The 20,856-nt window shown below is 59.3% G+C and carries 29 protein-coding genes and 1 pseudogene; 26 read left to right on the top strand and 4 right to left on the bottom strand.

Going from position 1 to position 20,856, the window contains the following annotated elements; translation table 11 throughout:
- The first annotated feature begins 58 nt into the window (after nt 1–58).
- The 5 genes from P0204_RS12725 to P0204_RS12705 all read left to right on the top strand — a co-directional run bounded on the left by P0204_RS12725 (nt 59) and on the right by P0204_RS12705 (nt 3,003).
- Nucleotides 59–949 carry an ABC transporter permease subunit gene (locus tag P0204_RS12725; protein ID WP_276179759.1) on the top strand — a complete coding sequence of 297 codons (891 nt, stop codon included), beginning with the start codon at nt 59–61 and terminating at the stop codon, nt 947–949.
- Nucleotides 946–1,695: an ABC transporter ATP-binding protein gene (locus P0204_RS12720; RefSeq protein ID WP_276179757.1), complete on the top strand. Its 750-nt coding sequence runs from the start codon at nt 946–948 to the stop codon at nt 1,693–1,695. The genes P0204_RS12725 and P0204_RS12720 overlap by 4 nt, the downstream gene beginning before the upstream one ends.
- On the top strand, nt 1,692–2,264 hold the full coding sequence (locus tag P0204_RS12715) for a DUF8130 domain-containing protein (protein WP_276179755.1): 573 nt from the start codon (nt 1,692–1,694) through the stop codon (nt 2,262–2,264). The genes P0204_RS12720 and P0204_RS12715 overlap by 4 nt, the downstream gene beginning before the upstream one ends.
- 180 nt (nt 2,265–2,444) lie before the next feature.
- A complete protein-coding gene (locus tag P0204_RS12710) occupies nt 2,445–2,726 on the top strand; it encodes a ribbon-helix-helix domain-containing protein (RefSeq protein ID WP_276179752.1) in 282 nt (93 codons plus the stop codon).
- The gene (locus P0204_RS12705; protein WP_276179750.1) at nt 2,719–3,003 is read left to right on the top strand and encodes a type II toxin-antitoxin system RelE family toxin; all 285 of its coding nucleotides are present in this window, start codon (nt 2,719–2,721) and stop codon (nt 3,001–3,003) included. Before P0204_RS12710 ends, P0204_RS12705 begins: the two co-directional genes overlap by 8 nt.
- Nucleotides 3,004–3,093: 90 nt before the next feature.
- Here P0204_RS12705 and P0204_RS12700 read toward each other — a convergent pair whose 3' ends face one another.
- Complete coding sequence (locus tag P0204_RS12700) at nt 3,094–3,498, bottom strand: MarR family transcriptional regulator (protein WP_276179747.1); 405 nt, start codon at nt 3,496–3,498, stop codon at nt 3,094–3,096.
- 176 nt (nt 3,499–3,674) lie between these two features.
- On the opposite strand from P0204_RS12700, the gene P0204_RS21120 reads away from it, so the two are divergent.
- The 4 genes from P0204_RS21120 to P0204_RS12680 all read left to right on the top strand — a co-directional run bounded on the left by P0204_RS21120 (nt 3,675) and on the right by P0204_RS12680 (nt 6,102).
- Entirely contained in the window at nt 3,675–4,613 is a 939-nt protein-coding gene (locus P0204_RS21120; protein ID WP_379801835.1) for a transcription initiation factor IIB, read from the top strand.
- A 268-nt stretch (nt 4,614–4,881) separates the two neighbouring features.
- Entirely contained in the window at nt 4,882–5,148 is a 267-nt protein-coding gene (locus tag P0204_RS12690) for an AbrB/MazE/SpoVT family DNA-binding domain-containing protein (RefSeq protein ID WP_276179744.1), read from the top strand.
- A gap of 3 nt (nt 5,149–5,151) precedes the next feature.
- Nucleotides 5,152–5,511, top strand: a complete 360-nt coding sequence (locus P0204_RS12685) for a type II toxin-antitoxin system PemK/MazF family toxin (RefSeq protein WP_276179742.1) — start codon at nt 5,152–5,154, stop codon at nt 5,509–5,511.
- A 159-nt stretch (nt 5,512–5,670) separates the two neighbouring features.
- Nucleotides 5,671–6,102, top strand: a complete 432-nt coding sequence (locus tag P0204_RS12680; RefSeq protein ID WP_276179740.1) for a nucleotidyltransferase family protein — start codon at nt 5,671–5,673, stop codon at nt 6,100–6,102.
- Nucleotides 6,103–6,181: 79 nt separating this feature from the next.
- Here the strand turns inward: P0204_RS12680 and P0204_RS21115 are convergent, their stop codons facing one another.
- Nucleotides 6,182–6,463: a type II toxin-antitoxin system HicB family antitoxin gene (locus P0204_RS21115; RefSeq protein WP_419181154.1), complete on the bottom strand. Its 282-nt coding sequence runs from the start codon at nt 6,461–6,463 to the stop codon at nt 6,182–6,184.
- A 115-nt stretch (nt 6,464–6,578) separates the two neighbouring features.
- Between P0204_RS21115 and P0204_RS12670 the strand changes: the two genes are divergently transcribed.
- Genes P0204_RS12670 through P0204_RS12660 form a run of 3 tightly spaced genes read left to right on the top strand, consistent with a single transcriptional unit; the run spans nt 6,579 to nt 7,686 of the window.
- A complete protein-coding gene (locus P0204_RS12670) occupies nt 6,579–7,049 on the top strand; it encodes an SWIM zinc finger family protein (protein WP_276223277.1) in 471 nt (156 codons plus the stop codon).
- Nucleotides 7,046–7,321, top strand: coding sequence for a DUF433 domain-containing protein (locus P0204_RS12665; protein ID WP_276179736.1), 276 nt, complete (start codon nt 7,046–7,048; stop codon nt 7,319–7,321). The genes P0204_RS12670 and P0204_RS12665 overlap by 4 nt, the downstream gene beginning before the upstream one ends.
- Entirely contained in the window at nt 7,321–7,686 is a 366-nt protein-coding gene (locus P0204_RS12660) for a DUF5615 family PIN-like protein (RefSeq protein ID WP_276179734.1), read from the top strand. The genes P0204_RS12665 and P0204_RS12660 overlap by 1 nt, the downstream gene beginning before the upstream one ends.
- 113 nt (nt 7,687–7,799) lie before the next feature.
- Here the strand turns inward: P0204_RS12660 and P0204_RS12655 are convergent, their stop codons facing one another.
- A complete protein-coding gene (locus tag P0204_RS12655) occupies nt 7,800–9,116 on the bottom strand; it encodes a transposase (protein WP_276179732.1) in 1,317 nt (438 codons plus the stop codon).
- A 43-nt stretch (nt 9,117–9,159) separates the two neighbouring features.
- Here P0204_RS12655 and tnpA (P0204_RS12650) point away from each other — a divergent pair, with 43 nt between their 5' ends.
- Nucleotides 9,160–9,558, top strand: coding sequence for an IS200/IS605 family transposase (tnpA, locus tag P0204_RS12650; RefSeq protein ID WP_276223275.1), 399 nt, complete (start codon nt 9,160–9,162; stop codon nt 9,556–9,558).
- Between the two features lie 103 nt (nt 9,559–9,661).
- On the opposite strand, the gene P0204_RS12645 is transcribed toward tnpA (P0204_RS12650), so the two are convergent.
- Nucleotides 9,662–10,966 (bottom strand): transposase, encoded by a 1,305-nt coding sequence (locus P0204_RS12645; RefSeq protein ID WP_276179730.1) that lies wholly within the window; start codon nt 10,964–10,966, stop codon nt 9,662–9,664.
- Between the two features lie 44 nt (nt 10,967–11,010).
- On the opposite strand from P0204_RS12645, the gene tnpA (P0204_RS12640) reads away from it, so the two are divergent.
- The 13 genes and pseudogenes from tnpA (P0204_RS12640) (at nt 11,011) to P0204_RS12585 (ending at nt 20,856) form a co-directional block, all read left to right on the top strand.
- Complete coding sequence (tnpA, locus tag P0204_RS12640) at nt 11,011–11,409, top strand: IS200/IS605 family transposase (RefSeq protein WP_276179728.1); 399 nt, start codon at nt 11,011–11,013, stop codon at nt 11,407–11,409.
- A gap of 139 nt (nt 11,410–11,548) precedes the next feature.
- Nucleotides 11,549–11,902: an SWIM zinc finger family protein gene (locus tag P0204_RS12635; protein WP_276179725.1), complete on the top strand. Its 354-nt coding sequence runs from the start codon at nt 11,549–11,551 to the stop codon at nt 11,900–11,902.
- A gap of 78 nt (nt 11,903–11,980) precedes the next feature.
- Nucleotides 11,981–12,343 (top strand): helix-turn-helix domain-containing protein, encoded by a 363-nt coding sequence (locus P0204_RS12630; protein WP_276179723.1) that lies wholly within the window; start codon nt 11,981–11,983, stop codon nt 12,341–12,343.
- Nucleotides 12,336–12,710 carry a hypothetical protein gene (locus P0204_RS12625; protein ID WP_276179722.1) on the top strand — a complete coding sequence of 125 codons (375 nt, stop codon included), beginning with the start codon at nt 12,336–12,338 and terminating at the stop codon, nt 12,708–12,710. The genes P0204_RS12630 and P0204_RS12625 overlap by 8 nt, the downstream gene beginning before the upstream one ends.
- Complete coding sequence (locus tag P0204_RS12620; RefSeq protein ID WP_276179720.1) at nt 12,703–13,008, top strand: DUF433 domain-containing protein; 306 nt, start codon at nt 12,703–12,705, stop codon at nt 13,006–13,008. The genes P0204_RS12625 and P0204_RS12620 overlap by 8 nt, the downstream gene beginning before the upstream one ends.
- 2 nt (nt 13,009–13,010) lie before the next feature.
- The gene (locus P0204_RS12615; RefSeq protein WP_276179718.1) at nt 13,011–13,355 is read left to right on the top strand and encodes a DUF5615 family PIN-like protein; all 345 of its coding nucleotides are present in this window, start codon (nt 13,011–13,013) and stop codon (nt 13,353–13,355) included.
- 22 nt (nt 13,356–13,377) lie between these two features.
- Nucleotides 13,378–13,557: pseudogene (locus tag P0204_RS21110) on the top strand (toxin-antitoxin system TumE family protein); the annotation flags it as partial.
- Nucleotides 13,558–13,635: 78 nt separating this feature from the next.
- Nucleotides 13,636–15,042 (top strand): ATP-binding protein, encoded by a 1,407-nt coding sequence (locus tag P0204_RS12610; RefSeq protein WP_276179716.1) that lies wholly within the window; start codon nt 13,636–13,638, stop codon nt 15,040–15,042.
- A gap of 133 nt (nt 15,043–15,175) precedes the next feature.
- Nucleotides 15,176–16,345: a hypothetical protein gene (locus P0204_RS12605; RefSeq protein ID WP_276179714.1), complete on the top strand. Its 1,170-nt coding sequence runs from the start codon at nt 15,176–15,178 to the stop codon at nt 16,343–16,345.
- 284 nt (nt 16,346–16,629) lie between these two features.
- Nucleotides 16,630–17,040: a hypothetical protein gene (locus P0204_RS12600; RefSeq protein ID WP_276179712.1), complete on the top strand. Its 411-nt coding sequence runs from the start codon at nt 16,630–16,632 to the stop codon at nt 17,038–17,040.
- 26 nt (nt 17,041–17,066) lie between these two features.
- Nucleotides 17,067–18,734: a DUF8186 domain-containing protein gene (locus P0204_RS12595; RefSeq protein WP_276179710.1), complete on the top strand. Its 1,668-nt coding sequence runs from the start codon at nt 17,067–17,069 to the stop codon at nt 18,732–18,734.
- Nucleotides 18,734–19,612, top strand: coding sequence for a hypothetical protein (locus P0204_RS12590; RefSeq protein WP_276179708.1), 879 nt, complete (start codon nt 18,734–18,736; stop codon nt 19,610–19,612). Before P0204_RS12595 ends, P0204_RS12590 begins: the two co-directional genes overlap by 1 nt.
- Nucleotides 19,609–20,856 (top strand): TrbL/VirB6 family protein, encoded by a 1,248-nt coding sequence (locus P0204_RS12585; RefSeq protein ID WP_276179706.1) that lies wholly within the window; start codon nt 19,609–19,611, stop codon nt 20,854–20,856. Before P0204_RS12590 ends, P0204_RS12585 begins: the two co-directional genes overlap by 4 nt.

Genomic DNA, 20,856 nt, shown 5'->3' with positions numbered 1-20,856 from the left:
TCGCGACAGGTCAGGAGATCATCACTACTAATGGCAGCCGTAGAGAACGCCCGAGACGATGCGTTGGTTCCCGCTTGCTCGCAAGGAGTGTCGCACGATCCTCACCTCCAAGGGGTCGTGGGCGCTGGTCGTCCTGATCGCTCTCTGGGGCTATCGCCCCTCGTACGTCGGTTGGGACGGGCTCGGCCCCGGCCTGACGATCGCGTTCGTCCAGTACGTCGCGCTGGCGATCCCACCACTTGGGATCTTACTGTTGAGTTTCCAGTCGATCGTCGGTGAGCGAACCACCGGCAGCCTCAAGTTCGTCCTCGGGTTGCCACTGACGCGGACGGACGTCCTCACCGGAAAGGTCGTCGGGCGGGCCGCCGGGATCGGCGGTGTCGTCCTGCTCGGTATCGGCGTACTGACCGCCGTCGGACTGTTCAGGTTCGGGCTGTTCGACGTCCTCACCTACGTCAGCGTCGTCCTCGTGACGCTGCTGTACGTCGCCGTCCTCGTCTCGGTAGCCGTGGCGCTCTCGGCTGTGAGCACCACTGCCGTCCGGGCGACGGGCGCGCTGATCGGCGGGTTCTTCCTCCCGTTTGTCCTGTTCTGGAGTCTGCTCGCTAACTCCCTCTACGGACAACTGACCGGACAGCCGGTCAATCCATATAATCCCCCCGCGAGTGGGCCACTGTTCTTGCTCCATCGGCTGTCGCCCACTGGCGCTTACAACGTCGTCAGCAACTGGCTGCTGGGTGTTGGCAACTCTGCGGCACCGTATTCCAGTGTCCTGACCAAGCGCGCGCCGGGATCGAATATCAACGCCCTCGTCGTCGAGACGGCGTTCGACCCAGGAGCGGTCCCGTTCTATCTCCAGGAGTGGGTCGCCCTCCTCGTGCTGGTTGCCTGGCTTCTCGGACCGCTCGGCCTGGCTCGCTACGCGTTCGAACGGGGTGATCTGGTGTGACCGCACCCGCGATCGAGTGTGCCGGCCTGACGAAGCGCTACGGCTCGACAGTCGCACTCGACAGCCTTGACCTCACCGTCGAGTCCGGGACCGTCTATGGCTTTCTCGGCCCGAACGGCGCAGGGAAGTCGACGACGATCAACCTCCTGATGAACTACCTCCGTCCGTCGGCCGGCGAAGCGACCGTCCTCGGCTACGATCCGTGGGACGAGGTCGTTTCGCTCCACCAGCGCGTCGGCATCCTCCCCGACCGCTTCGAGACGTACGATGGTCTCTCGGCACGCCGGCACGTCGCGCTCGTGACCGACACCAAGGGCGTCGAGACGGCACCAGAAACGTTGCTGGAGCGGGTCGGACTCGGCGATGTCGTCGACGACGCCGCCGGCAGCTTCTCACAGGGCATGGAGCAGCGACTCGCCCTCGCGATGGCGCTCGTCGGCGACCCGGAGCTGTTGATCCTCGACGAACCATTCACCGGGCTCGACCCCCACGGCGTCGAGATGGTCCGAGAGGTCGTCCACGCAAAGGCCGACCGCGGCGCGACGGTCTTTTTCTCCAGTCACGTGCTCGGCCAGGTCGAACTGGTCTGTGACCGACTCGGCATCCTCCATCAGGGTCACCTCGTCACCGAGGGGACACCCGAGGCGCTCAGGGCCGACGCCGGCCTCGAGGGCGACGCGACGGTCGAAGATATCTTCCTCGAACTGACTGACGACGCGATCGGGGCAAGGGGGGCAGAGTCGTGAACCGCAGAGCGTTCCTGGGGCTTGCGAGCGCGTCGGTGCTGGGGACGGCCGGCTGTCTGGGACGGACCGAATACAAGATAGAGTCGACATCGGTCGTCTCGATCGACGGCCCACTCGCTCTCGATATCGAGCGCACCGACCCGTCGGTCACCGTCGACAGCCCAGGCGAACTGGCGCTGACGATCGACAACGACGGCGACCGTGCCATACAGATCCGGAACACGGGGATCTGGCCCCTGGGACTGCTCGCGCTCTCGCCACAGGGGAGCGACTCGATGGCGCGCTCGTTGCTCCTCACCGACGCCTACGCTGAGACCGATCGCGTCGAAGTCACCCGCAATGGCACGGAGAGCAACAACGAGCCACTCGTCGACTCGCTCGACCCCGAGACGTCCCTGACAGTCACGTATCGCCTCGACGGCGACCGGGTGCGCCGGACCGGTATCCACGACCTGCGGGGGTACTTCGAGCCACCGCTCCTCTCGTTTCGAGTCCAGGGGGGTGCTGACTGGCGGACCGTCACGGACGCGGCAACAGTGACGATCGCCGAACTCTCAATGCTGCCGTAGCACCTGAGTGCCCTTATTGGATACGAACGCGCGAGAGTCGCCCGCTAGGGGGTTTTCGAATGAAGTCTCTGTAGAAGACTGCAGGTTCGTCCGATGAGATACGGGGGTAGATGCAGCACCGAGTCACGAAAGCGGATTTCGTCGAAACGACTATTGGTAAGACGAACGTGTTACCATGGTGTGTCTGAAACAACTACAGAAGGAAACGGTGAGGACGATATCGTGACGGTGAATTTCAAAGCCACTGAATCGTTCCTCGAACAGATCGACGACACCTGGCAAGGCCGTGGCTTCAACAGTCGAAGCGAATTCATTCGCTATACGCTCCGAGATGCCATCGAGTTTCCGACGTTCGACCGCGACGAACTTATCGCTCTCCTCGAAGCCGAAGGGGACATCCGCGAGGGGAAGACAATGAGCGCCGACGAGGCCCGCGAGCGGTTCGGGACGGACGATGAGTGACGAGGAGTGGACATGGGAACTCTCTTCGAAAGCACAGGCCGACCTTGACGCACTCTCAGCCGCAGAGCAAGACCGTATCCTCGACAAACTCGACGAAATCGTTACTTCCCCGTGGCGGGATCCGCCAGACTACGGCGAACCACTGGAAAACAGCCCCTACAAGAAGATCCGTATCGGCGAATTCCGGCTCTCTGTGATCTTTCGACAGAGCGACCAACAGCTCGTCGTCGCTCGAACCAAGCGACGCGGAGGGGCCTACACCGCTGATGACGATTAGTCTCTCTCCACGTGAGCAAAACGTACTGTGTATTCAGCAATACCCGCTCAATGCCTAGCAGCGCTACCGTGACCGATACAGCCAAATGCTTTATTTATCGACGCTGTCTTCCAGCTCTGCGAGTTCTGCGTCAAGTTCCTCGTCGGTGCGATCCTCACCGATTTTTGTTTCGGGTTCTTCGGGTTGGGCATCCGTATCGCGGTGGTGACCGAACATCCGGTGTGCTTGATTCAGATTTGCGACATACCGTCGGATGTCGTCTCGTTCACCGAGGGCATGGTAGTACCCGTCGTCAGTTTTTCCGATGTAGTCCTCATCATAGAGACGTTTGAGCGTGGTTGTAGCGGTCCCTCGGGGAATATCAAGCGCTTCTTTGATTTCTTGTGGCGAGTACCCCCACTCGGGGTTTTGATACAGGTACACCACGATGTCTGACTTCGTCGTGCCTGGTCGAAGGTCTATCTCTGCGTCGTAATCTTCGAGGAGGACTGGCATGTTGTAATCAAATGTAATCAATTGTGTCATAAAGCTGTTCCGGTGGGTCCGCATACCCACGGAAGCGACTGACTCGTTGCTATGCATCCCACAGCCCCCGGTAACGCACCGCCCGTATTTTTTGGCCCCTGACGGGTGCGGGGCCTGCACGAACAACACGGCCTTGCGTGAGTCCAATGAGTACCAGAAACGTCTACGAACGCGGCTTCGACGAAGGGACCGGGCAAACGATTACGGGGACAACCTGTCCAGAGTGTCCCGGCGAGCTAGAAACAGATGGCGGAGAGACAAGTTGTCAGGCATGTGGCCTCATCGTCGATAGCTATTATCTCGATCACGGTGCAACGGCGTGGACAGACTCGGAGGCTGACCGCTCGGGAAAGCGGACTGGGCCCCCGTCAACGGCAACGCGCCACGACAGAGGTATCTCCTCGGAGATCGGGCGGGCAGTTGATAGCCGTGGTACCCACCTGTCCGACAAGAAACGACGACAGCTCTCTCGGCTCCGGCGACAGCACAGCCGCGGGCGATGGGGATCGAAAGCCGAACGGAACCTCACTCACGGCTTGGTCGATATCGCCCGGCTGACTGCCGCACTTGATCTGCCCCGCTCACTCAGAGAACAGGCCAGTACGCTGTTCCGGCGTGCGCAGGGGGAAGACCTCCTCCGTGGGCGCTCGATCGAAGGAATGGCCGCCGGCTGTGTGTATGCCTGCTGTCGCCTCGCAGGTATCACCCGCTCGCTAGCGGAGCTAACCGAATGCGCGCACGTCTCCGAGCGCCGGGTGCTGAACTGCTATCGCACACTCAACGAGACACTCGGGTTGCCGATTCCACCCCGCTCTCCGAGTGAGTTCATTGGTCCCATCGCAGCCGATATCAAGCTACCCCAGGCAGTCGTCTCCCGAGCAACGGAGGTCGCTGTGCGTGCCCACGAAACGGGGGTGAGCGCGGGGAAACATCCCGCGGGATTCGCCGCAGCCTGTCTCCTCTCGGCGGCGACTGAGCATGGTGTGGCCGTCCAGCAAGCCGAGATTGCGGCTGCTGCGGGCGTCTGTGCGGTTACTGTGCGTAACAACCGTGAGTCAGTGCGCGAGCTGGCAGCGTCGATATAGGAGCCAAGAGGGCCACAGTCCCGTCCAGATACCCATTCGAGTGCGGGAGCTCCGCTGTAGGTGTGTGGGTTGGTCGAACCGGTTTCCGGACGTGAGGCGTGTTACGGCCGGATCGGAACCACTCCAGAACGCCAGCTCTGCTGATGCCGGATATCCCTCGGGCAGTATATCGAACGATACGGGTTTCATCACGGTCGGTCAGACAGGGGGTCGTACTGACTGCCTGCTACCCGAAGGGTTTACTAGTATGAATACGATATGAATACGTATGAGTGAGGCCGAACGTCGGAAGGTCGGGAAACGCGGCCAAGTGACGATCCCCAAGGAGCTCCGAGAACGGTTCGGAATCTCGGGCGGAGACGACATCGTGATCCACGAAGAGGCCGGAAAGATCGTTATCGAGCGACCGGTCACCCGTGAAGAGTTGGCTGAGGGATATCGTCAGCGTGCTCAACGGAGCCGAGAGCTCGCTGACGAACTTGCGGGGGTCTCGACGGAGGCTGACGACCACCTGGGCGATGCCCCAGAGTGGTAGCGGATGGCCACGTCTGTCCGTCGTGGAGACGTCGTTATCGTCGAACTCGACCCGACCCAGGGGTCCGAACAACGGGGAACACGTCCGTGTCTCGTCGTACAGAACGACGTCGGGAATGCAAACGCGCCAACAACGATCGTCGTTCCGTTTACCACCTCGTTCGGCGAGCAACGCTACCCGTTCGAAGTGCTCGTCCCAGCGGAGGAGTGTGCGCTCCAGGAAGACTCAGTTGCACTCTGTAGCCAGATTCGAACCATCTCTATCGAGCACCGAATCACCGAGAATCTCGGCTCGATTCCACAAGAGCGGCTGGACGAGGTCGATACCGCACTCGAGTACAGTCTCGGCCTCACCGAAATTTGACGACACAGAACATGACCCTGTTCCGAACCGATGTCCGTGAGTCGCTTGGTGAAGAATCTCCCAAATCTGACAAACGACCATCGCCAAACCCATGACGCTAGCCCCCAGACAACGACGGTCGGCGGAAATCTTTTGTGGCGAATCGGCACCATTCCACCTATGACCACCCACGGCGAGCGTTCCGGGGTTCTTGATGATCTCGCTGCGTCGCTCTGTCCGGACCCCGATATCGAGTACGTGATCGCCTTCGGTTCGCAGGTCTCGGGAGAGCCGACAGCAGCGTCCGATCTAGACCTCGCCGTCAAGTTCGTCGACGCTCTCTCCGATCAAGAGCGGTTCGAGAAGTGGTGTTTCCTCTCTGGAGATCTCCAACGTGAGGACGCCCCATTCGTCGATGTCGCCGACATTGAGACACTCCCGCTAGCGGTCGCCCATGACGCGGTCAACGGAGAGTTTGTTTGTGGTGATAAGAAAGCGTTCGAGCAATTCAGAGCCGAAATCGAGGCTGGGTTCAGCGAACACCGGAAGACGATTCACCGTCAGCAGCGAGAGACCATTGACCGTATCGCGGCGGACGGCCTGCGTGGCTGACGAACGGGTCGTATCGGTCACACTCGAACAAATCGAGCAGTACCACGGCGAGTCGAGTGAGAAACAAACGCCAGCACAGTTACTGAGAGAACCAGGGTGCCTCGGGTTCCCGAGGCTCGTCGGGAACCGTCTCTGGGTCGAGTCCCAAATCACGCAAATCGGCGTCCGTGACCGGCTCGCCGATCTCTCCAGTATGTAGTGCGACGGCCTCGTCTAAGTTTTCCAGCGCCTCAGACCGTGTGTCACCGTGACTTGCCACACCAACTCCCTCGTCGATAGCGGACCACCGGCCATCGTCCTCTTGTACCAGGCGAATTTCACGTTGCGGGGAGTCTGAATCGCCAGGGTCGGCCTGAGCCATACACTATCGTACACGAGAGCGCAGTAAAGCACTTCGGGGTGTCACCTGCTCTTTGGCTCAGTTTATTACGCGCCCACACAGGTGCGGGCGCTCTTTTCACAGCGTCCGAAACCCAATGCATCCACTCGAAGAACTACAGTTCAGCACGACCGTCGCAAAGCGCGCCCAGTACGAAGCACTCGCACTCTCGATTTTCGGGACGAATATACTAGTTCGAAACGAGAGCCATGCGACCCCCTCCGACCACGAATACCTCGTGACAGTCGAGGAGGGGGTGCCAGTGTCATGTACCTGTCCTGCCGACGCTCGATTCGGCGATGCCTGCAAACACCGCGTTGCCGTCGCCATCCAGCGACCACTGCTGGACGTGTTGCGATGCCAGCAGGCCGGAGAACCACCAGGCGCGGATAGAGGTCGGTCACGCACTGAATTTCTGGAGAGTACAACCGAACAACGGGCTGTCGAACGGATGTTCGAAAACGCCATTCGATGCTGGAACAGCCACTCGTTAACTGTGCGCATCGAGTGTGGTCGAATCGACCGCCAGAAAGATATAACCCACGAGAGTGTCTACCGAAGCATATGAATATCGCCCGGGATGACGATGTACTCGGTGGCGAGCCACGAATCGACGGTACGCGTATCGGCGTTCGTCACGTCGCTGCACGGGTGATTGATAGAGGACAATCTCCCGCTCATGTCGCGGATCAACTGGATGTTGCTCTTGCAGACGTGTACGAGTCCCTCTCCTACTACTACGCCCACATCGACGAGATACGCGAACTCGAAGCGGAGAACGAAGCAGCGTTCGAAAGAGTGCAGGAGTTATCACTCAAACCCAAAGAGACCGTGAAGTGATGGGGGCTCAAATCCTCCTTGACGAGCATGTCGGTCGAGTCTTCGAACGACTGCTCCGAGAGCGCAGTCACGACGTCGAACAGGCGAAAGATCGGTTCGGAGAACACACAAATGACGATGAACTGGTGATGCGGTGTGGTGAGTCTGGGACCGTCCTTGTGACCAACAATGCAAAGGATTTCGAACCATTGCACCACGAGTACGACCACGCAGGAATCTTTCTCTACCATGAGCAGACTCTTCCAGACACCGACCCGGAAGGACTTGCTCGAACCGTCGACGAGGTACTCACTCAGTATGGGATTGATGGAGTCGAAAACCAACTCGTGGATCTCGGTGAGTGGTACGAATGGCTCCACGAGTGACATTCGATCGTCGTTGCGTCACTCATCTATACTGATCGCCTAGCCACGCATTCTGATCGAAGAAGTAAACGACCACGGGTCGGGTGACCCGTGGCTTTTGTAATTCCCTCAGCCTATGCCGATAGCACTCCACGCGACGCGATGTCGCGGGATGAGGATGGGCGGTTTACAGAACGCCCCGACCCAGACAGGCTCACCTTCCGAACAAACGGTTGGGTTTTGCGAGTCCGGTAATTAACCGATTCAACGTCTACGCCAGCGTGTTTCGCCCACGCTCGCCACGCCACGTTCACGCTCGCGTTCCGGTCAGCATGGTCTTGCTGAACTTCACACGAATCATTCGTACAGCGGAACCGCCGACTCTGACGGTATCCCCGATGACCACAACACGAACAGGCCTTCGAGTTGTACGGCGACTCGACCCTCTCACACGGAATCTGGTTCCATGTCGCTTTATATCGAACCTGTTGCTCGAATTTGTGGAACGGCAGTTTGTGCAGACGGCGATTCATGTACGTGCCGTACTTGATGGCGTCTCGAATCCCACTCAAGTCCTCGAACACGAGAACTGGATTCGAGAACTGTTGGGCGAACTCCACCACAACTCGGGACATTCGGTGAAGAATCCACTCGGTGTAGCGTTCTTCTTTCTCCCCGAGTTGGTGGTGGATGGAGTGTTGGCCGTGTTCTTGACAGCGTTTCGTGATGGTGTGGTAGCGTTGGCGTTCGGCTTTCACAGAGCCGTAGTCAAGCACGAGTGTTCCAAGCGTGTCCATCGTCTCACGGTTAAGCGCAGTGAGGGCGATGTTTCGCTCGTTGATGTCCACGCCGACGAGCGTGTCACCGTCTTCCGGTTCAGGCACTTCGACTTCTGTTTTGACCGTGACGTGTAGGTAGTACACGCCATCTCGGTACAGAAGTTCAGCCTGCCCCAACGACCACTCATCTTCAGTCAAGGCCGACTCGATGAGGTTGAGGTCTTCCGGTCGTCCTCGAAGGTGTCCTTTCACCTTCCTGTACGGCTTCGGACTCACACGGAATCGGATACGGTCAGTCTCGTCGTTGTAGGTGAGTCGGTAGCCTTCGGTGTGCGCCATGACGAGCGGGTATGTTCCCTGCTTGTCCGTGGCCGGTGGCGACGGTTTCCCGACGTTGGTGTCGTCTTGGTCGTGCCACCAGTTGAGGAGTTCTTTGTAGGAGTCCCACGCTTGCAGAGCCTTGGCGACGACCGCACACTTGTTGTTCCGCAAGAAGTCGTCGCGGTCAACCTCGCGTTGAATCTCGGTCTTGGTGTACCCGTCTTGTTTGAGACGAAGCGTGTCATTGGCGATGTCTCGTGCGGTGTAACGGGCATCTTTGAGCCACGACCGCTCACCAGACTCTATGCAGAGTCGAGTACGTGCGGTCTTCGTGACTTCTTCGATACCCATACCTTGACTATCGAATCAAATGATAATAAACGTAGGGATTCGGATGGGTGAATACAGGAGTCATGCACATTCGATTAGTTTGTGTAAGTATCATTTCGTGTGGTGCCCGAAGTATCGACACGGGATGTTGGAGTTAGTTCGGGACGAACTTGCGGAGTTGTTCCGGGGGACTGCCGAGCGGATCGGTCACGAGATTGTGTCGATGGAGATCGCCACCGACCACGTTCACTTGTTCGTGGAGGCCGACCCGAAATGGGGTCCTGCCGAGATTGCTAAGCAATTCAAAGGCTATTCGGGCCGAATGATTCTGAAACGCCACCCTGAACTCAAACAGCGGTACTTCTGGGGAAGTGGCCTGTGGAAGGATGGCTACTACGTCCGGACGACTGGTGCTGTTTCCGAGGACGTGGTTCGTCGGTACATCGAGGAGACGGAACATTAGGCGAGCGTACGCGATTCACCCACGGGTCAGGTGACCCGTGGAACTCTCGCTGTTACCTGTAAACAGCCTCGGGCGCGGTGGCCCGAGGCTTTTGTTGGTTCCCTCAGCCGTGCGCTAGCACTCCCTGCTCGGCAAGCGAGCGGGATGAGGTTGGGCGGCTTACACGCCCCGACCCGGACAGACGCACCAACCGAACCTGTGGCTGGGTTTTGTGAGTCCGGTAATTCGTCGTATTACCGTCGAGTTTCGCCGTCTCGCGCCACGCGATGTTCACCGACGCGTTCCGGTCGGCGTGGTCTTGCGCCACATCACACTCGTCGTTCGTACAGCGGAACCGCCGCCCCTGCTGAGACCCACGCTCACCACAGCACGAACACATCTTCGAGTTATGATAGGCGTCCACCGTGTCCGTCGGAATCTCTCGCCACGTCGCCTTGTACGAGACGAACTTCTCGAACTTGTGGAACGGCAGTTTGTGCAATCGGCGGTTCATATACGTCCCGTACTTGATTTCGTCACGGATGCCGCCCATATCCTCGAACACGATAACCGGGTTCGTGAACTGCTCCGCGAACTCCACGGCAGCACGAGAGAGACGGTGCAGCATCCATTCGGTGAATCGCTCTTCCTTGTCACCGAGTTTCTGGTGGATGCTCGTCTTGCCGTATTCCTGACAGCGAGTGGTGATTGTGTGGTAGCGTTGGCGTTCTTGCTTCACTCGTCCGTAGTCGAGGACGAGCGTGCCTTTAGTCCGCATCGTCTCGCGGTCGAGGGCGGTGAGCGCGACGTTGCGCTCGTTGATGTCTACACCGACTACCGTATCGGCAGTATCGGGTTCGGGCACGTCGAACTCGCGTGTGACCGTGACGTGTAGGTAGTACACGCCATCGCGGTACAGGAGTTCAGCCTGCCCCACATCCACCTCATCCGACGTGATGGCATCTCGAAGTTCGTCCATCGCGTCCGGGTCGCCGCGCAGGTGTCCGTTCACCTTCTTGTAGGGTTTCGGGCTGATACGGAACTGGACGCGATTCGTGTCGTCCTCCACGGTGAGGCGGTAGCCCTCCGTGTGTGCCATTACGAGCGGGTACGCACCGGATTTGTCCGTACTCGGCGGCGTCGGCTTCCCGCCGTCAGGGTCGTCTTGGTTCTCCCACCAGTCTTTGAGCGATTGGTAGGAGTCCCACGTTTGGAGGGCTTTGCCGACGACCGCACACTTGTTGTTCCGCAAGAAGTCGTCGCGGTCAACCTCTCGCTGTATCTCGGTGCGATTGTACCCTTGCTGTTTGAGGTGGATGGTGTCGTTGAATATCTCGCGTGACGCGAGGCGGGCGTCGTGAAGCCACGACCGCTCACCAGACGCTACGTGGAGGCGCGTCTGAATGGTTTTCGTGGCTTCTTCGCCCATGCTTTGATGGTTGTTCCAATTGGTCATAAATGTAGGGTGTAGGAATGGAGGGGTACCGCAGTCATGCACATTCGGTTAGTTCCTGCAAGTATCATTTCGTGTGGTGTCCGAAGTACCGACACCCGGTTCTCGATGTAGTGGAGGACGATGTGCGAGAGTTGTTTGCGGAGACTGCCGACCACTTCGGGCATGAGATTCTGGCGCTGGAGATAGCGGACGACCACGTACACCTGTTTGTTCAGTCCGACCCGAATCACAGTCCTGCCGACATCGCTCGACAGTTCAAGTCGTACTCGGGCAAGCACTTGCTGGAGCGGTATCCTGAGATTCGGGAGTCGTATTTCTGGGGTGGTGGTTTCTGGAAGGTCGGGTACTACGTGGGGACGACGGGCGCAGTGTCGGAGGAAGTGGTTGAACGGTATATCGAAGAGACGGAACACTAGGCCGAGTGTCGGGCTTCACCCCCGACCCCGGTGGGTCGGGGAACTCGCCCTCGAAGATTTTAGAGGAGCAAATCCTGATAGAGTGTTTTACTAAGCGCCCACACTGGTGCGGGCGCTCTGTTCAGAGCGTCCGGAACCCATGCATCCACTCGAAGAACTACAGTTCAGTACGACCGTCGCAAAGCGCGCCCAGTACGAAGCACTCGCACTCTCGATTTTCGGGACGAATATACTAGTTCGAAACGAGAGCCATGCGACCCCCTCCGATCACGAATACCTCGTGACAGTCGAGGACGGCCTGCCAATGTCGTGTTCCTGTCCTGCCGACACTAGCTTCGATGGGGCCTGCAAGCACCGCGTTGCTGTCGCCATCCAGCGACCACTGCTGGACGTGTTGCGCTGCCAGCAGGCTGGAGAACCACCAGGCGCGGATGGAGGTCAGTCACAGACGCAACGGGACGAGGAACGAGCACCAAAGGCGGGTCTGCCGTGAGCAGATCCGGAGTGACCGATCCGCACCTGCGACAACGGGGACCAAACCCTCTTGATACATCCAGTACAAAAGATACATATGCCGATCAGCACCGATCGATTCGAAGAGATCGACGACGAGGGCGACGGGCCGACACCGGGGACAAACGCAGCGGAGATACTCACATTTCTCGACTCGCATGCCGATCAGGCGTTCACCCAGAGCGAAATTGCCGAAGCCACCAACGTCACCGGCGGCTCGGTCGGACCGACGCTCGTTCGGTTACGGGAAGCCGGGCGGGTCGACCACAAGGGCAAATATTGGCGCGTGAGCGATCACGTCCAGAGTGTAGACGAAGCTACGGCTCACGCGAGTGAAACTGCCGCGAGCTACGAAACCGAGCCGATGGCCTACAAAACGTGGCAGGAACACGCGTCTGATCCCCGCGACGACCGTGAGTGAAACATTCAAGAAGGGTGATGTGGTCTGGGCTCCAGATCCGTTCAGGGAGGGGCAGAATCCACGACTCTGGCTCGTCCTGAGTGCTGAGGGACTGCCGTATCAAGGTGAAGAGTATATTTGTGCTGTGCTCACTACGAGCGACCTTCCAGCCAACGACAGGGTCGGCGAGAACTGGGAAACTGGCCGGAATCCCGACAAGGAATCGTACTGCTCGCCGTGGGTCATTGATCGGATATTTTTGCTTCTGACTCCTGCAGGCACTGCTCGCAGCAAACAGATCGTCAATACCTTGCAAAACAGCCGCAGTTGGTTGCCTGTACCGGCAAAGACTGAAGTCCACTGCAATGGTAGTCTGCTTTATGTCTGAGCAGATGAACACCGTCATCTCAGGTGACGAGTCAGATATTCACGACGAGCCCCACATTCGAGGCCGGCGAATCACCGTGAGCCACATCCACGCACTGGTCGAAGAGCGTGGCCTCAATGCACAGACGGTTGCGGACCGGTTTGACCTTCCCATCTCAGACGTCTACCACGCACTGGCGTACTATCACGACCACCCCGAAGAGATGCGGGCAGTCAAAGAACGCCGTCAAGAGGTTCACGAAGCCGCAGAATCTGACCCAAGGACCATCACCGGGCCAGATGATCTGCCGGAAGCGTAAGTATGCAAGTCTCGTTTCTTCTCGATGAGAACATCGCGGCTCCGCTGGCTGACAAACTCGACAAAGCAGGCCACGATGTAGAGCGTGTCGTTGACGTGAGCGAGTTAGGCGAAGGCGTTGACGATACCGCGATTCGACTGTACGCAGTTGAGAACAATCAGATTATCGTCACCAGCGACGACGACTTCGTCCAGATGCCAGCCGACTCACACAGTGGGGTGTTCTACGTCCCAAACCAGTCGCTTCCCTCACACGAACTCTACCATATCATCCAGCGCGTTATCGAAGCGATTCCCAATCGAGAGGCAATGGATACAGTAACGTACGTTACGGCTGACTGGTTATGATATCGAAAAGTCCGAAGGGCACACGTTCGATTACCGGTGGGATCGACACCCGTCGGAGCACAATACACGAGACCATGTCCACCCAGATCCGGATGCACCAACGCCCGGCGACAACGAGTCACATCCAGCGGACTGGCGTGAGGTGCTGTCGATGGCCGTCAGTGAAAGAGAGGGTCGGCAGCGCGCGTTCTGGATCAAATAGCTGTGGCTGATTGAGTGCGAACAAAGGACACCACTCCCGAACCGGTAAGTCATTATCCAAGTAATCATTATTCAGAGTATGACCTTTCACGACCGGACGGAAGAGTTGGATGCGCTGGTGTCTGCGTTCGAGTCGACTGGGTCGGACGTGTTCGTCGTCTATGGGCGGCGGCGGGTCGGTAAGACGGAGTTGCTGAAGGAGTTTTGTGCTGACCGGCCACACATTTACTTCCTGGCGGCACAGGAGGCCGAGAATCGACAGCGCGAGAAATTCATCGATCAAGTCGCTGCGTATTTCGATGAACGCGTACCGCGAATCGATGGATGGGACGAGGCGTTCGAGTACCTCGGGGAGAAACTCCGCTCCGAAGAAGTCGTGGTTGTGATCGACGAGTTCCCGTATCTCGTCGAGGAGAATGACTCGGTTCCGTCCTACGTACAGGGGTTTGTTGACGAGCACCTCCAGCAGACCGAATCGATGTTGGTTCTCTGCGGATCGAGTGTCAGTACGATGGAGTCGGAAGTGCTTGGTCACGAGAGTCCGTTATATGGGCGTCGTACCGCACAACTCGACGTACAACCGTTCTCGTTTCAGGACGCCCGTGAAGTTATCACGTATGGGATAGCGGATGCAATTCGATCCTATTCGATCACCGGCGGGACGCCGATGTATCTCACGTTGTTCGACTACCAACAATCGCTTACGGAGAACATCAGAGATCAGGTGCTGTCGCCGTCGGCAGTGTTGTACAACGAGCCGGAGTTCTTGCTTCGGACGGAACTCCGGAATCCGGCTCGGTACATGAGCATTCTCGAAGCCGTTGCACTGGGGCACACGACACCGAACGAGATCGCTGGAGCGACTGGAATCGATGTCGGCCCGTTGTCGAAGTATCTGCAAACGCTTCGACGGCTCCGGCTGATCGACCGGGAAGTCCCAGTGACTGCCACAGACAAGAAGTCGAAACGGTCGCGGTACCGCGTCGCGGACGAGTTCCTCCGGTTCTGGTTCCGGTACGTCGAGCCGAATCGCTCCAGTATCGAGGAAGCGCCGGGTGTCGTCTACGACGGGACGATTGCCCCTGATCTGCCGACTCATGTTGCAACGACGTTCGAGGATATCTGCCAAGAAGCAATCTGGGAAGGTATTCGACGCGGTGACTTCGAGCCGTACTCGGAGGTCGGTCGGTGGTGGTACGGGGAAGACGAGATAGATATCGTCGGCCTCGCCCCGGCCGACGACCGGATACTGCTCGCCGAGTGCAAATGGACGACTGATCCCGTTGGGAAACCACTCGTCGAGAGTCTGCGAGCGAAAGCGCCGAACGTTCGGTGGGGGCCCGAGGACAGAGACGAACGGTTCGTACTGTTCTCGAAAAGCGGGTTTATCGATGGCCTCGAAGACGACCTCGGCGAGCACTGGTCACTCTATACTCTCTCGAAGATGGACGATCTCATCACATCCGGGTCGACCGTCGCTGACTGACCGGACGCTAGCGAGTCGTATACCAAGCCGAGTTATATTCTCAGCTCAATACAGGAGAACTCCTCCGTACCGCGTTTATTGGCGCCCTCCCGAGGGTGCGGGCGCACCAGAATGTGTGTCCGTGGAACCAACGATGCAACCACCAGAGACGACCACCCTGTTTGCAGGTGTCGACGGACGAACGAACGGCGGACTCCCGTCGTGGTACGCACGACGGACCGACGGTGGCGACCCGATTTCCTTCGCCGAGGCGATCCGGAGCCTCCCTAGAGCCATCGAGACGACAGTCGCATATAACGACCCACGGACGGGCGAGTGGGTGCCGACCGATCGGTTCAACGCGCTGGTCGACCCGGCGAAGACCCACAACCAGGAGCACCAGGAAACGACCGAAGAGCAGAGTGCGGACCCGCTGTATCACATCCCGACGACGTCGTATGCGGTCATCAACCCGGTCGACGTCTACGGTCCGCTCGAAGCGGTGCTTCGAGAGGAGTCGATCGATGGCCACCAGCTCGGCGACGTGGTCTTCGGCGAGATCAGACGGTATCGCGGCGGCGGCGAGGTACACATGGACATCCTCTTCGACGGGCTCTCCGTGACGCTGCCCGACCGGGCAGAGCCGATCACGATGGGCGTCTCCTCGGGCTACGACTTCTTCGGTGGGCACGCCGTCTACGTGGAAGGCCTGGCTCGTGACAGCTACTGTGCGAACTCGATTCGACAGCTGACCGCCCGCGAGACGGTCAAACACGTCGGCGAGGTCGGCGACTTCCGGGAGTGGTGGGAAGCCACGCTCGAACAGATCGGGCTCGTCGCGAACGACTTACTGGCGTTCATCGAGGACGCCGGCGAGATCACGATCGAGTTCCCGGCAGTGCCCTTCGGTGTCGAGGAGTTTTTCGAGTTATTGGACGTTCCCGCCTACCTGGCAGCACGGGCGGCCGAGGATGCGAGGGCAGAGGCGACCGATCTACACGAGATCGACATGTGGACGTTGCATTCGGGGGCGACGTACGCCCTGACGCACTTCTTCGACGGGAAGGAGGGGGCGGCGCTGGATCGCTACGTCCGCGTGGCGAACGACATCCTGTTCAATCCGGAGGCGACCATCGAGACGGTGGAACGAGCTTACGAGGAACAGGCAGCCGCCGACACCGAGGCTGACGGACAGACCGATCTGGCGAGTCAGGTCGCCTTAGCACAACTCGAACGCGTGAGTCAGGATGTGAAGGCGAAGGCTGCCCAGTTCGAGCGCCGCGAAGCCACACTGCGTGAGCGGTTCGCAGCGGCACGCGAGTAACGCTGGGAGCAGGTGAGAGATTCACCGCGATTCGTCGGTATCTCAGACAGCACCGTGCCTGTACTATCAATATTTCATACTTAATGACTATTCTACATCTGCAGCGACGCAGCGACTGGAGGCCGTGATCCCGTTATTATATCTAATTATATTTGATTAGTACCAATTACGTAAACGTTTATATGGGTTTACGTAGCTCTGTCAGGTGGATTACCTCGCCCTCAAACCACCGCTGTCGGGTTGTCCGGCTTCGGATGCGGTGTCTGGCGACGATCCAGAGAAACATGTCAACCGATGCCGACTCGGGGATTGCCCCGAAGAAACCAGACAGTACAGTTGTTCGCGTTGCCGACCTCCGACTCCCGTTGCTCACCGTTCTCGCCGTGACGTTGCTGGCGAGCCAACCTGCACTCGCACAGACCACCGGGACGGACTTCTGTGGGACCGACATCGCTCAGACGATCAAGAACCTCTTTACCCTCATCCAGTTCGGTGGGCCGCTTATCGGCGGCGTGATCGCGCTGGGGACTACCGTGGCGCTGCCAGCCGTGCGCCGGGCCGACCTGAAGAAAGAGCTGAAAGAGACGCGTAACCAGGCCGTCGTCTGGGGTATCATCGCCGCACCGCTCGGAACCGCGATCGTCGCGTTCCTGCTCGACAACGTCGTTGCCGGAGGCGCGAGTTGCGGCTTCTGAGGCCACAGAGTTACATGACTATCTGTATGGCAGCGCTTGCACTCGCCGTTGCGGTGACGGGGTACTCGGCGAGCCAGCCTCCCGACGGCGCCGACCACGGGGTCGACGAGACCACGTACTGCACCCTCTGGGCGGGCGACGAGGACGTCTCGAACCTGACTCGCTGGATGAACCAGACCGAGAACGCGACCGACGTGTGTACGCTGGCCGCTGCGACAGATATCCCACTCGACTCACCACCCGAAGCTGTCGAGCGGTGGAACCGTGGCGATCTCCGGGACGTTCCAGTGACCGACACGAACCGATCGGTCTACCGGGAGAACGCGACGTTAACCGACGAAAAATTCATCCGCGACGCCCACGTCTCGGTGTTCGCTATCCAGCCGTCGACGCGTGCTCGGCTCTCGCCGACGGACCAACCGCTCTACGTCGCGCCCAACGGAAGCGTTCTGGGGATGATTGACTATCGAATCGCCCTCCCACCGGCGACTACGACAACGAACCGGAGCGAATCCTGGAATCTGACCACGCACGAGATCCGACGCGTTCGGTTACTCGCCAACGAGACCGAGATTGCGAACGCCAGCGGGACCCGGTTGGTAGAACTGCCATACACCCTCGGCGGGTACGGTGGCCAGCCCTCCACCCTCCGATTGGAAGCCGATGTCGACGTTTCACTGACGAAACGTACCGAGACCTGTCTTGCCTGGGATCGAAACGGGACCTGCACGGCTGTGAATCGGACTCTCACGGAAGTGAACGAGACAGTCACCGTCTCCGACGAGGTCGAGGTCGTCCGCTACGAACTCTCGGTCTCTGGGTATCGAGCCACCTATCTCGATGGCGACCTCGGTCTCGTGGTCTACAAGAACCAGCCGTGGCTGGGCTACGCTGTTCCCGGTGGCTCGGTTCGAGGCGTCTGGCGGTTCTACGCCGCTCGTGATGGCGAATGGGACACGCTGGTGACGAGTACCGAGCGTGGCCAGACGAGCGCACCATCGCCGGCCGTCCCAGTACAGGCCGCAGCGTTTCCGGTCGAATCCGGGCCGACCCCGTCGAACCGGTCGACGATACAGCTCGTAGACACCTACGGCGTGCGGATGGACTCTCCGGAGCTTCCGGAACACATCCACCTCGACGTGCTCGAAGGACGGTACGTCGCCAGCTACGGGATCGCGACACGAACGCAGACGGATGGTACGACTCTGGAGAACGTCACCGCCTTCGGGCTCGTTCGGGGGACCGACACGACCGTCCCGAACACATCGTTTGCGCGAGTGCCGATTCGGCGAAGTAACCTCACGCTGACGGTCCAGAACGAGACAAGTCAGCGCGTCACCGTCCGAGTGTGGCTTCGGGACGCCCAGACCGGCGCACCGATCAACACCACCGGACGGGATGGATCAGTCTTCGTCCAGGGTCGCCAGATCCAAACGAACGGTGTAGGTATGGCGATTCTTACGATTACCCGACCAGTCGGTGGCATCACAGCCCGGTATGAACCCGGCCACTGGTGGGTCGATATCCCTGGTTACCGTGGTGATTCCGATGTGGTCGCTCTCGATAGTCCCACCATTGCCGTGCTCGCGATCCTCTTCGAGTTCGCGGTTCCGGTCTCGTTGTTCCTGTTCGCCGTCTTCATCGTCGACCGTGCCACTGGCTGGCGGCTGTGGCCACCCTGGAGGGGCCTCTGATGGCCTCGATTACCAGGCGAGCGTTACTCCGTTCGGGCTTGCTGGCGGGTGTCGCTGCCCTCGCTGGCTGTAGGGGTTCCGAGACTCCATCGGCAGTCACGACACCGACGCCAACCCCGACAACAACACCGCTTCCGTCCGTCTTCGAGGACATCGGGACAGAAGGGAACGCCCTCGTGGTTCGACTGGTTGACGATCACACTGTCTCACGGCTGAACCTGATCGCCCCCGACGGGACGCTCTTCGGGAGCGCGACGATCCCGACTGGTGCGACTACCGCCCGGATCGAGATTCTCGATATCGAGTGGGGACTCGCCTCTTACGACCACTACGAGCCCGGGCAGTACACCCTCGTTACGGTCCCCGAATCCGATGCCGATCCCGTGTCGGTTCCCGTTGATCTGGTCCCGGAACTCCGAATCCTCGATATCTCGCAGTATCGGGACGGTGAATGGACTGCGGATCTCGCACAGATCGTAGTTCGAATCGAGAACGTGGGAACCGGCCCGACGTGGGTATCAGACTTCACGTATCAAGACGCACCGAACTGGACAGTCAACAATGATTACTTACGTGGACCTGGGTTGCCATCCTTTGCTGAGCCGAGCAATCTTGATGACATACTCCTTCCCCCAGGAGGTCAACAGACCTACGTCGAAGGAATTGGTCCTCTCCTCTTTACGAGCAACGACTGGGATAGTTGCGATATCGAGAGGGATATGACGGTAATCGTCGGGACAGCCGTAGGTGAGCCCCTTGAACAAACAGTCCGAATCAAGGCCGGCGGGGAACAGACATCAGTTGGTCTGGTGAACGACTTTGTCTGCTCTAGGGTAGCAATCTCCCCGCAGCCCGAGAATGCGGAGACAGGATTATGAGCACTATCGGAGATGTCATTATCGAGTCACTGAAGGATCTCATCCGAATCCTTGTGATCCCGATTGAGAGTTTGATTGAGGACTATGTCGACCCGCTGTTGAAAATTGTCGTCGGCACACCGACCCCAGATACAGTATTCGGCCAGCCGACGAACGACCCCTGGCCCGCAGTGTATGACTTCTACTGGGACACCATGATCCCGCTCAGTCTGTTCCTCTGGGCACTGTCGATTGGCCTGGTCATCTTTCTGGAATCGACGAGTCACCTCTTCGGGAGCTATCACCAGGCGAAGCTCAAGCGGCGGGCGTTCGCCGGGCTCCTTGGCATTCTGATGTGGTGGTGGGTCGCTGCGCTCTCGCTGCAGTTCGTGAATGTACTTACTGGCTTTCTATTGCCCGACCTCTCGGACATCACGCTCTTCGAGACGCTCTCGTTCGGAGCGATGAGCGTCCTGGGAATCGCTATCGCACTCCTGACAGACCTGCTGTTGTTCGTCCTGATCGCACTGCTGTACTTCATCCGCCAAGTGGTTCTCTACCTCTTCGTCGTGTTGATGCCGCTGCTGATCGTCTTCTGGATTCCCGGCGTTGGTCCGTTCGTTCAGGTCTCGCGGTTGATGAGCCGATTAGCGGGCTTCTACACACCGTTCCTCTTCATGACTATACCCGTCGCGCTGTTGTTCCGGCTGGGGGAACTCATCGGCGGGAGCGTCGACCTCTCGATGCAGGGATTCGGGCAGTGGCTGATGGCGCTTGTCATCCCGATCGTCGCCATCGCCGCGCCGTTCGTCCTGTTCTGGCAGGCTGGCGCGATCTTCTTCATGGCTGACCGCGCCTCACAGCGCCTCTCGTCACAGCGTGCGAGCGATCGGTTAGCTCGCGGTAGTGAGGCGGGAAAGACCGGCGTCCAGGGCGGGCAGAACTTCGTCCGCGGCGCTCGGGGCCAGCCCGCAGTTCGATCTGACGGACAGACCGTCCTCCATTCTGGGAACTCCCGTGCCCACACCGCTGGCTCTCGACTGCATTCGGCGGCGACGAGCGTGACAGAGACGTTCGAACGGCGTGGCGGCGGTCGTGGTGGCGGTGGTGGCTCGCTCGCAGACAGCACCGACCGGTCGAGGGCGGAACGAGACGCGGACTTCTCGAATCTCCGTTCGCGACCGGACGGAACATCCCGAGGATCGGGCACGCGGACCGACTCCGATGGGACGGCGATCGACGACGCTCCGCGCTACATCCAGTGA

Origin of the sequence: Haloarcula halophila, from assembly GCF_029278565.1 — an archaeon.
GTDB lineage: Archaea > Halobacteriota > Halobacteria > Halobacteriales > Haloarculaceae > Haloarcula > Haloarcula halophila.
Note: the sequence above shows the minus strand (reverse complement) of the source record. Positions and strands in the feature narration are given on the sequence as shown.

What these genes read in the sequence shown, in the direction of transcription:
- P0204_RS12725 (WP_276179759.1), top strand. Translation starts at nt 59, where the DNA reads ATGCGTTGGTTCCCGCTTGCTCGCAAGGAGTGTCGCACGATCCTCACC.
- P0204_RS12705 (WP_276179750.1), top strand. Translation starts at nt 2,719, where the DNA reads ATGAGTGACGAGGAGTGGACATGGGAACTCTCTTCGAAAGCACAGGCC.
- P0204_RS12700 (WP_276179747.1), bottom strand. Translation starts at nt 3,498, where the DNA reads ATGCCAGTCCTCCTCGAAGATTACGACGCAGAGATAGACCTTCGACCA.
- P0204_RS21120 (WP_379801835.1), top strand. Translation starts at nt 3,675, where the DNA reads ATGAGTACCAGAAACGTCTACGAACGCGGCTTCGACGAAGGGACCGGG.
- P0204_RS12690 (WP_276179744.1), top strand. Translation starts at nt 4,882, where the DNA reads ATGAGTGAGGCCGAACGTCGGAAGGTCGGGAAACGCGGCCAAGTGACG.
- P0204_RS12685 (WP_276179742.1), top strand. Translation starts at nt 5,152, where the DNA reads ATGGCCACGTCTGTCCGTCGTGGAGACGTCGTTATCGTCGAACTCGAC.
- P0204_RS12680 (WP_276179740.1), top strand. Translation starts at nt 5,671, where the DNA reads ATGACCACCCACGGCGAGCGTTCCGGGGTTCTTGATGATCTCGCTGCG.
- P0204_RS21115 (WP_419181154.1), bottom strand. Translation starts at nt 6,463, where the DNA reads ATGGCTCAGGCCGACCCTGGCGATTCAGACTCCCCGCAACGTGAAATT.
- P0204_RS12670 (WP_276223277.1), top strand. Translation starts at nt 6,579, where the DNA reads ATGCATCCACTCGAAGAACTACAGTTCAGCACGACCGTCGCAAAGCGC.
- P0204_RS12665 (WP_276179736.1), top strand. Translation starts at nt 7,046, where the DNA reads ATGAATATCGCCCGGGATGACGATGTACTCGGTGGCGAGCCACGAATC.
- P0204_RS12660 (WP_276179734.1), top strand. Translation starts at nt 7,321, where the DNA reads ATGGGGGCTCAAATCCTCCTTGACGAGCATGTCGGTCGAGTCTTCGAA.
- P0204_RS12655 (WP_276179732.1), bottom strand. Translation starts at nt 9,116, where the DNA reads ATGGGTATCGAAGAAGTCACGAAGACCGCACGTACTCGACTCTGCATA.
- tnpA (WP_276223275.1), top strand. Translation starts at nt 9,160, where the DNA reads ATGGGTGAATACAGGAGTCATGCACATTCGATTAGTTTGTGTAAGTAT.
- P0204_RS12645 (WP_276179730.1), bottom strand. Translation starts at nt 10,966, where the DNA reads ATGGGCGAAGAAGCCACGAAAACCATTCAGACGCGCCTCCACGTAGCG.
- tnpA (WP_276179728.1), top strand. Translation starts at nt 11,011, where the DNA reads ATGGAGGGGTACCGCAGTCATGCACATTCGGTTAGTTCCTGCAAGTAT.
- P0204_RS12635 (WP_276179725.1), top strand. Translation starts at nt 11,549, where the DNA reads ATGCATCCACTCGAAGAACTACAGTTCAGTACGACCGTCGCAAAGCGC.
- P0204_RS12630 (WP_276179723.1), top strand. Translation starts at nt 11,981, where the DNA reads ATGCCGATCAGCACCGATCGATTCGAAGAGATCGACGACGAGGGCGAC.
- P0204_RS12620 (WP_276179720.1), top strand. Translation starts at nt 12,703, where the DNA reads ATGTCTGAGCAGATGAACACCGTCATCTCAGGTGACGAGTCAGATATT.
- P0204_RS12615 (WP_276179718.1), top strand. Translation starts at nt 13,011, where the DNA reads ATGCAAGTCTCGTTTCTTCTCGATGAGAACATCGCGGCTCCGCTGGCT.
- P0204_RS12610 (WP_276179716.1), top strand. Translation starts at nt 13,636, where the DNA reads ATGACCTTTCACGACCGGACGGAAGAGTTGGATGCGCTGGTGTCTGCG.
- P0204_RS12605 (WP_276179714.1), top strand. Translation starts at nt 15,176, where the DNA reads ATGCAACCACCAGAGACGACCACCCTGTTTGCAGGTGTCGACGGACGA.
- P0204_RS12600 (WP_276179712.1), top strand. Translation starts at nt 16,630, where the DNA reads ATGTCAACCGATGCCGACTCGGGGATTGCCCCGAAGAAACCAGACAGT.
- P0204_RS12595 (WP_276179710.1), top strand. Translation starts at nt 17,067, where the DNA reads ATGGCAGCGCTTGCACTCGCCGTTGCGGTGACGGGGTACTCGGCGAGC.
- P0204_RS12590 (WP_276179708.1), top strand. Translation starts at nt 18,734, where the DNA reads ATGGCCTCGATTACCAGGCGAGCGTTACTCCGTTCGGGCTTGCTGGCG.
- P0204_RS12585 (WP_276179706.1), top strand. Translation starts at nt 19,609, where the DNA reads ATGAGCACTATCGGAGATGTCATTATCGAGTCACTGAAGGATCTCATC.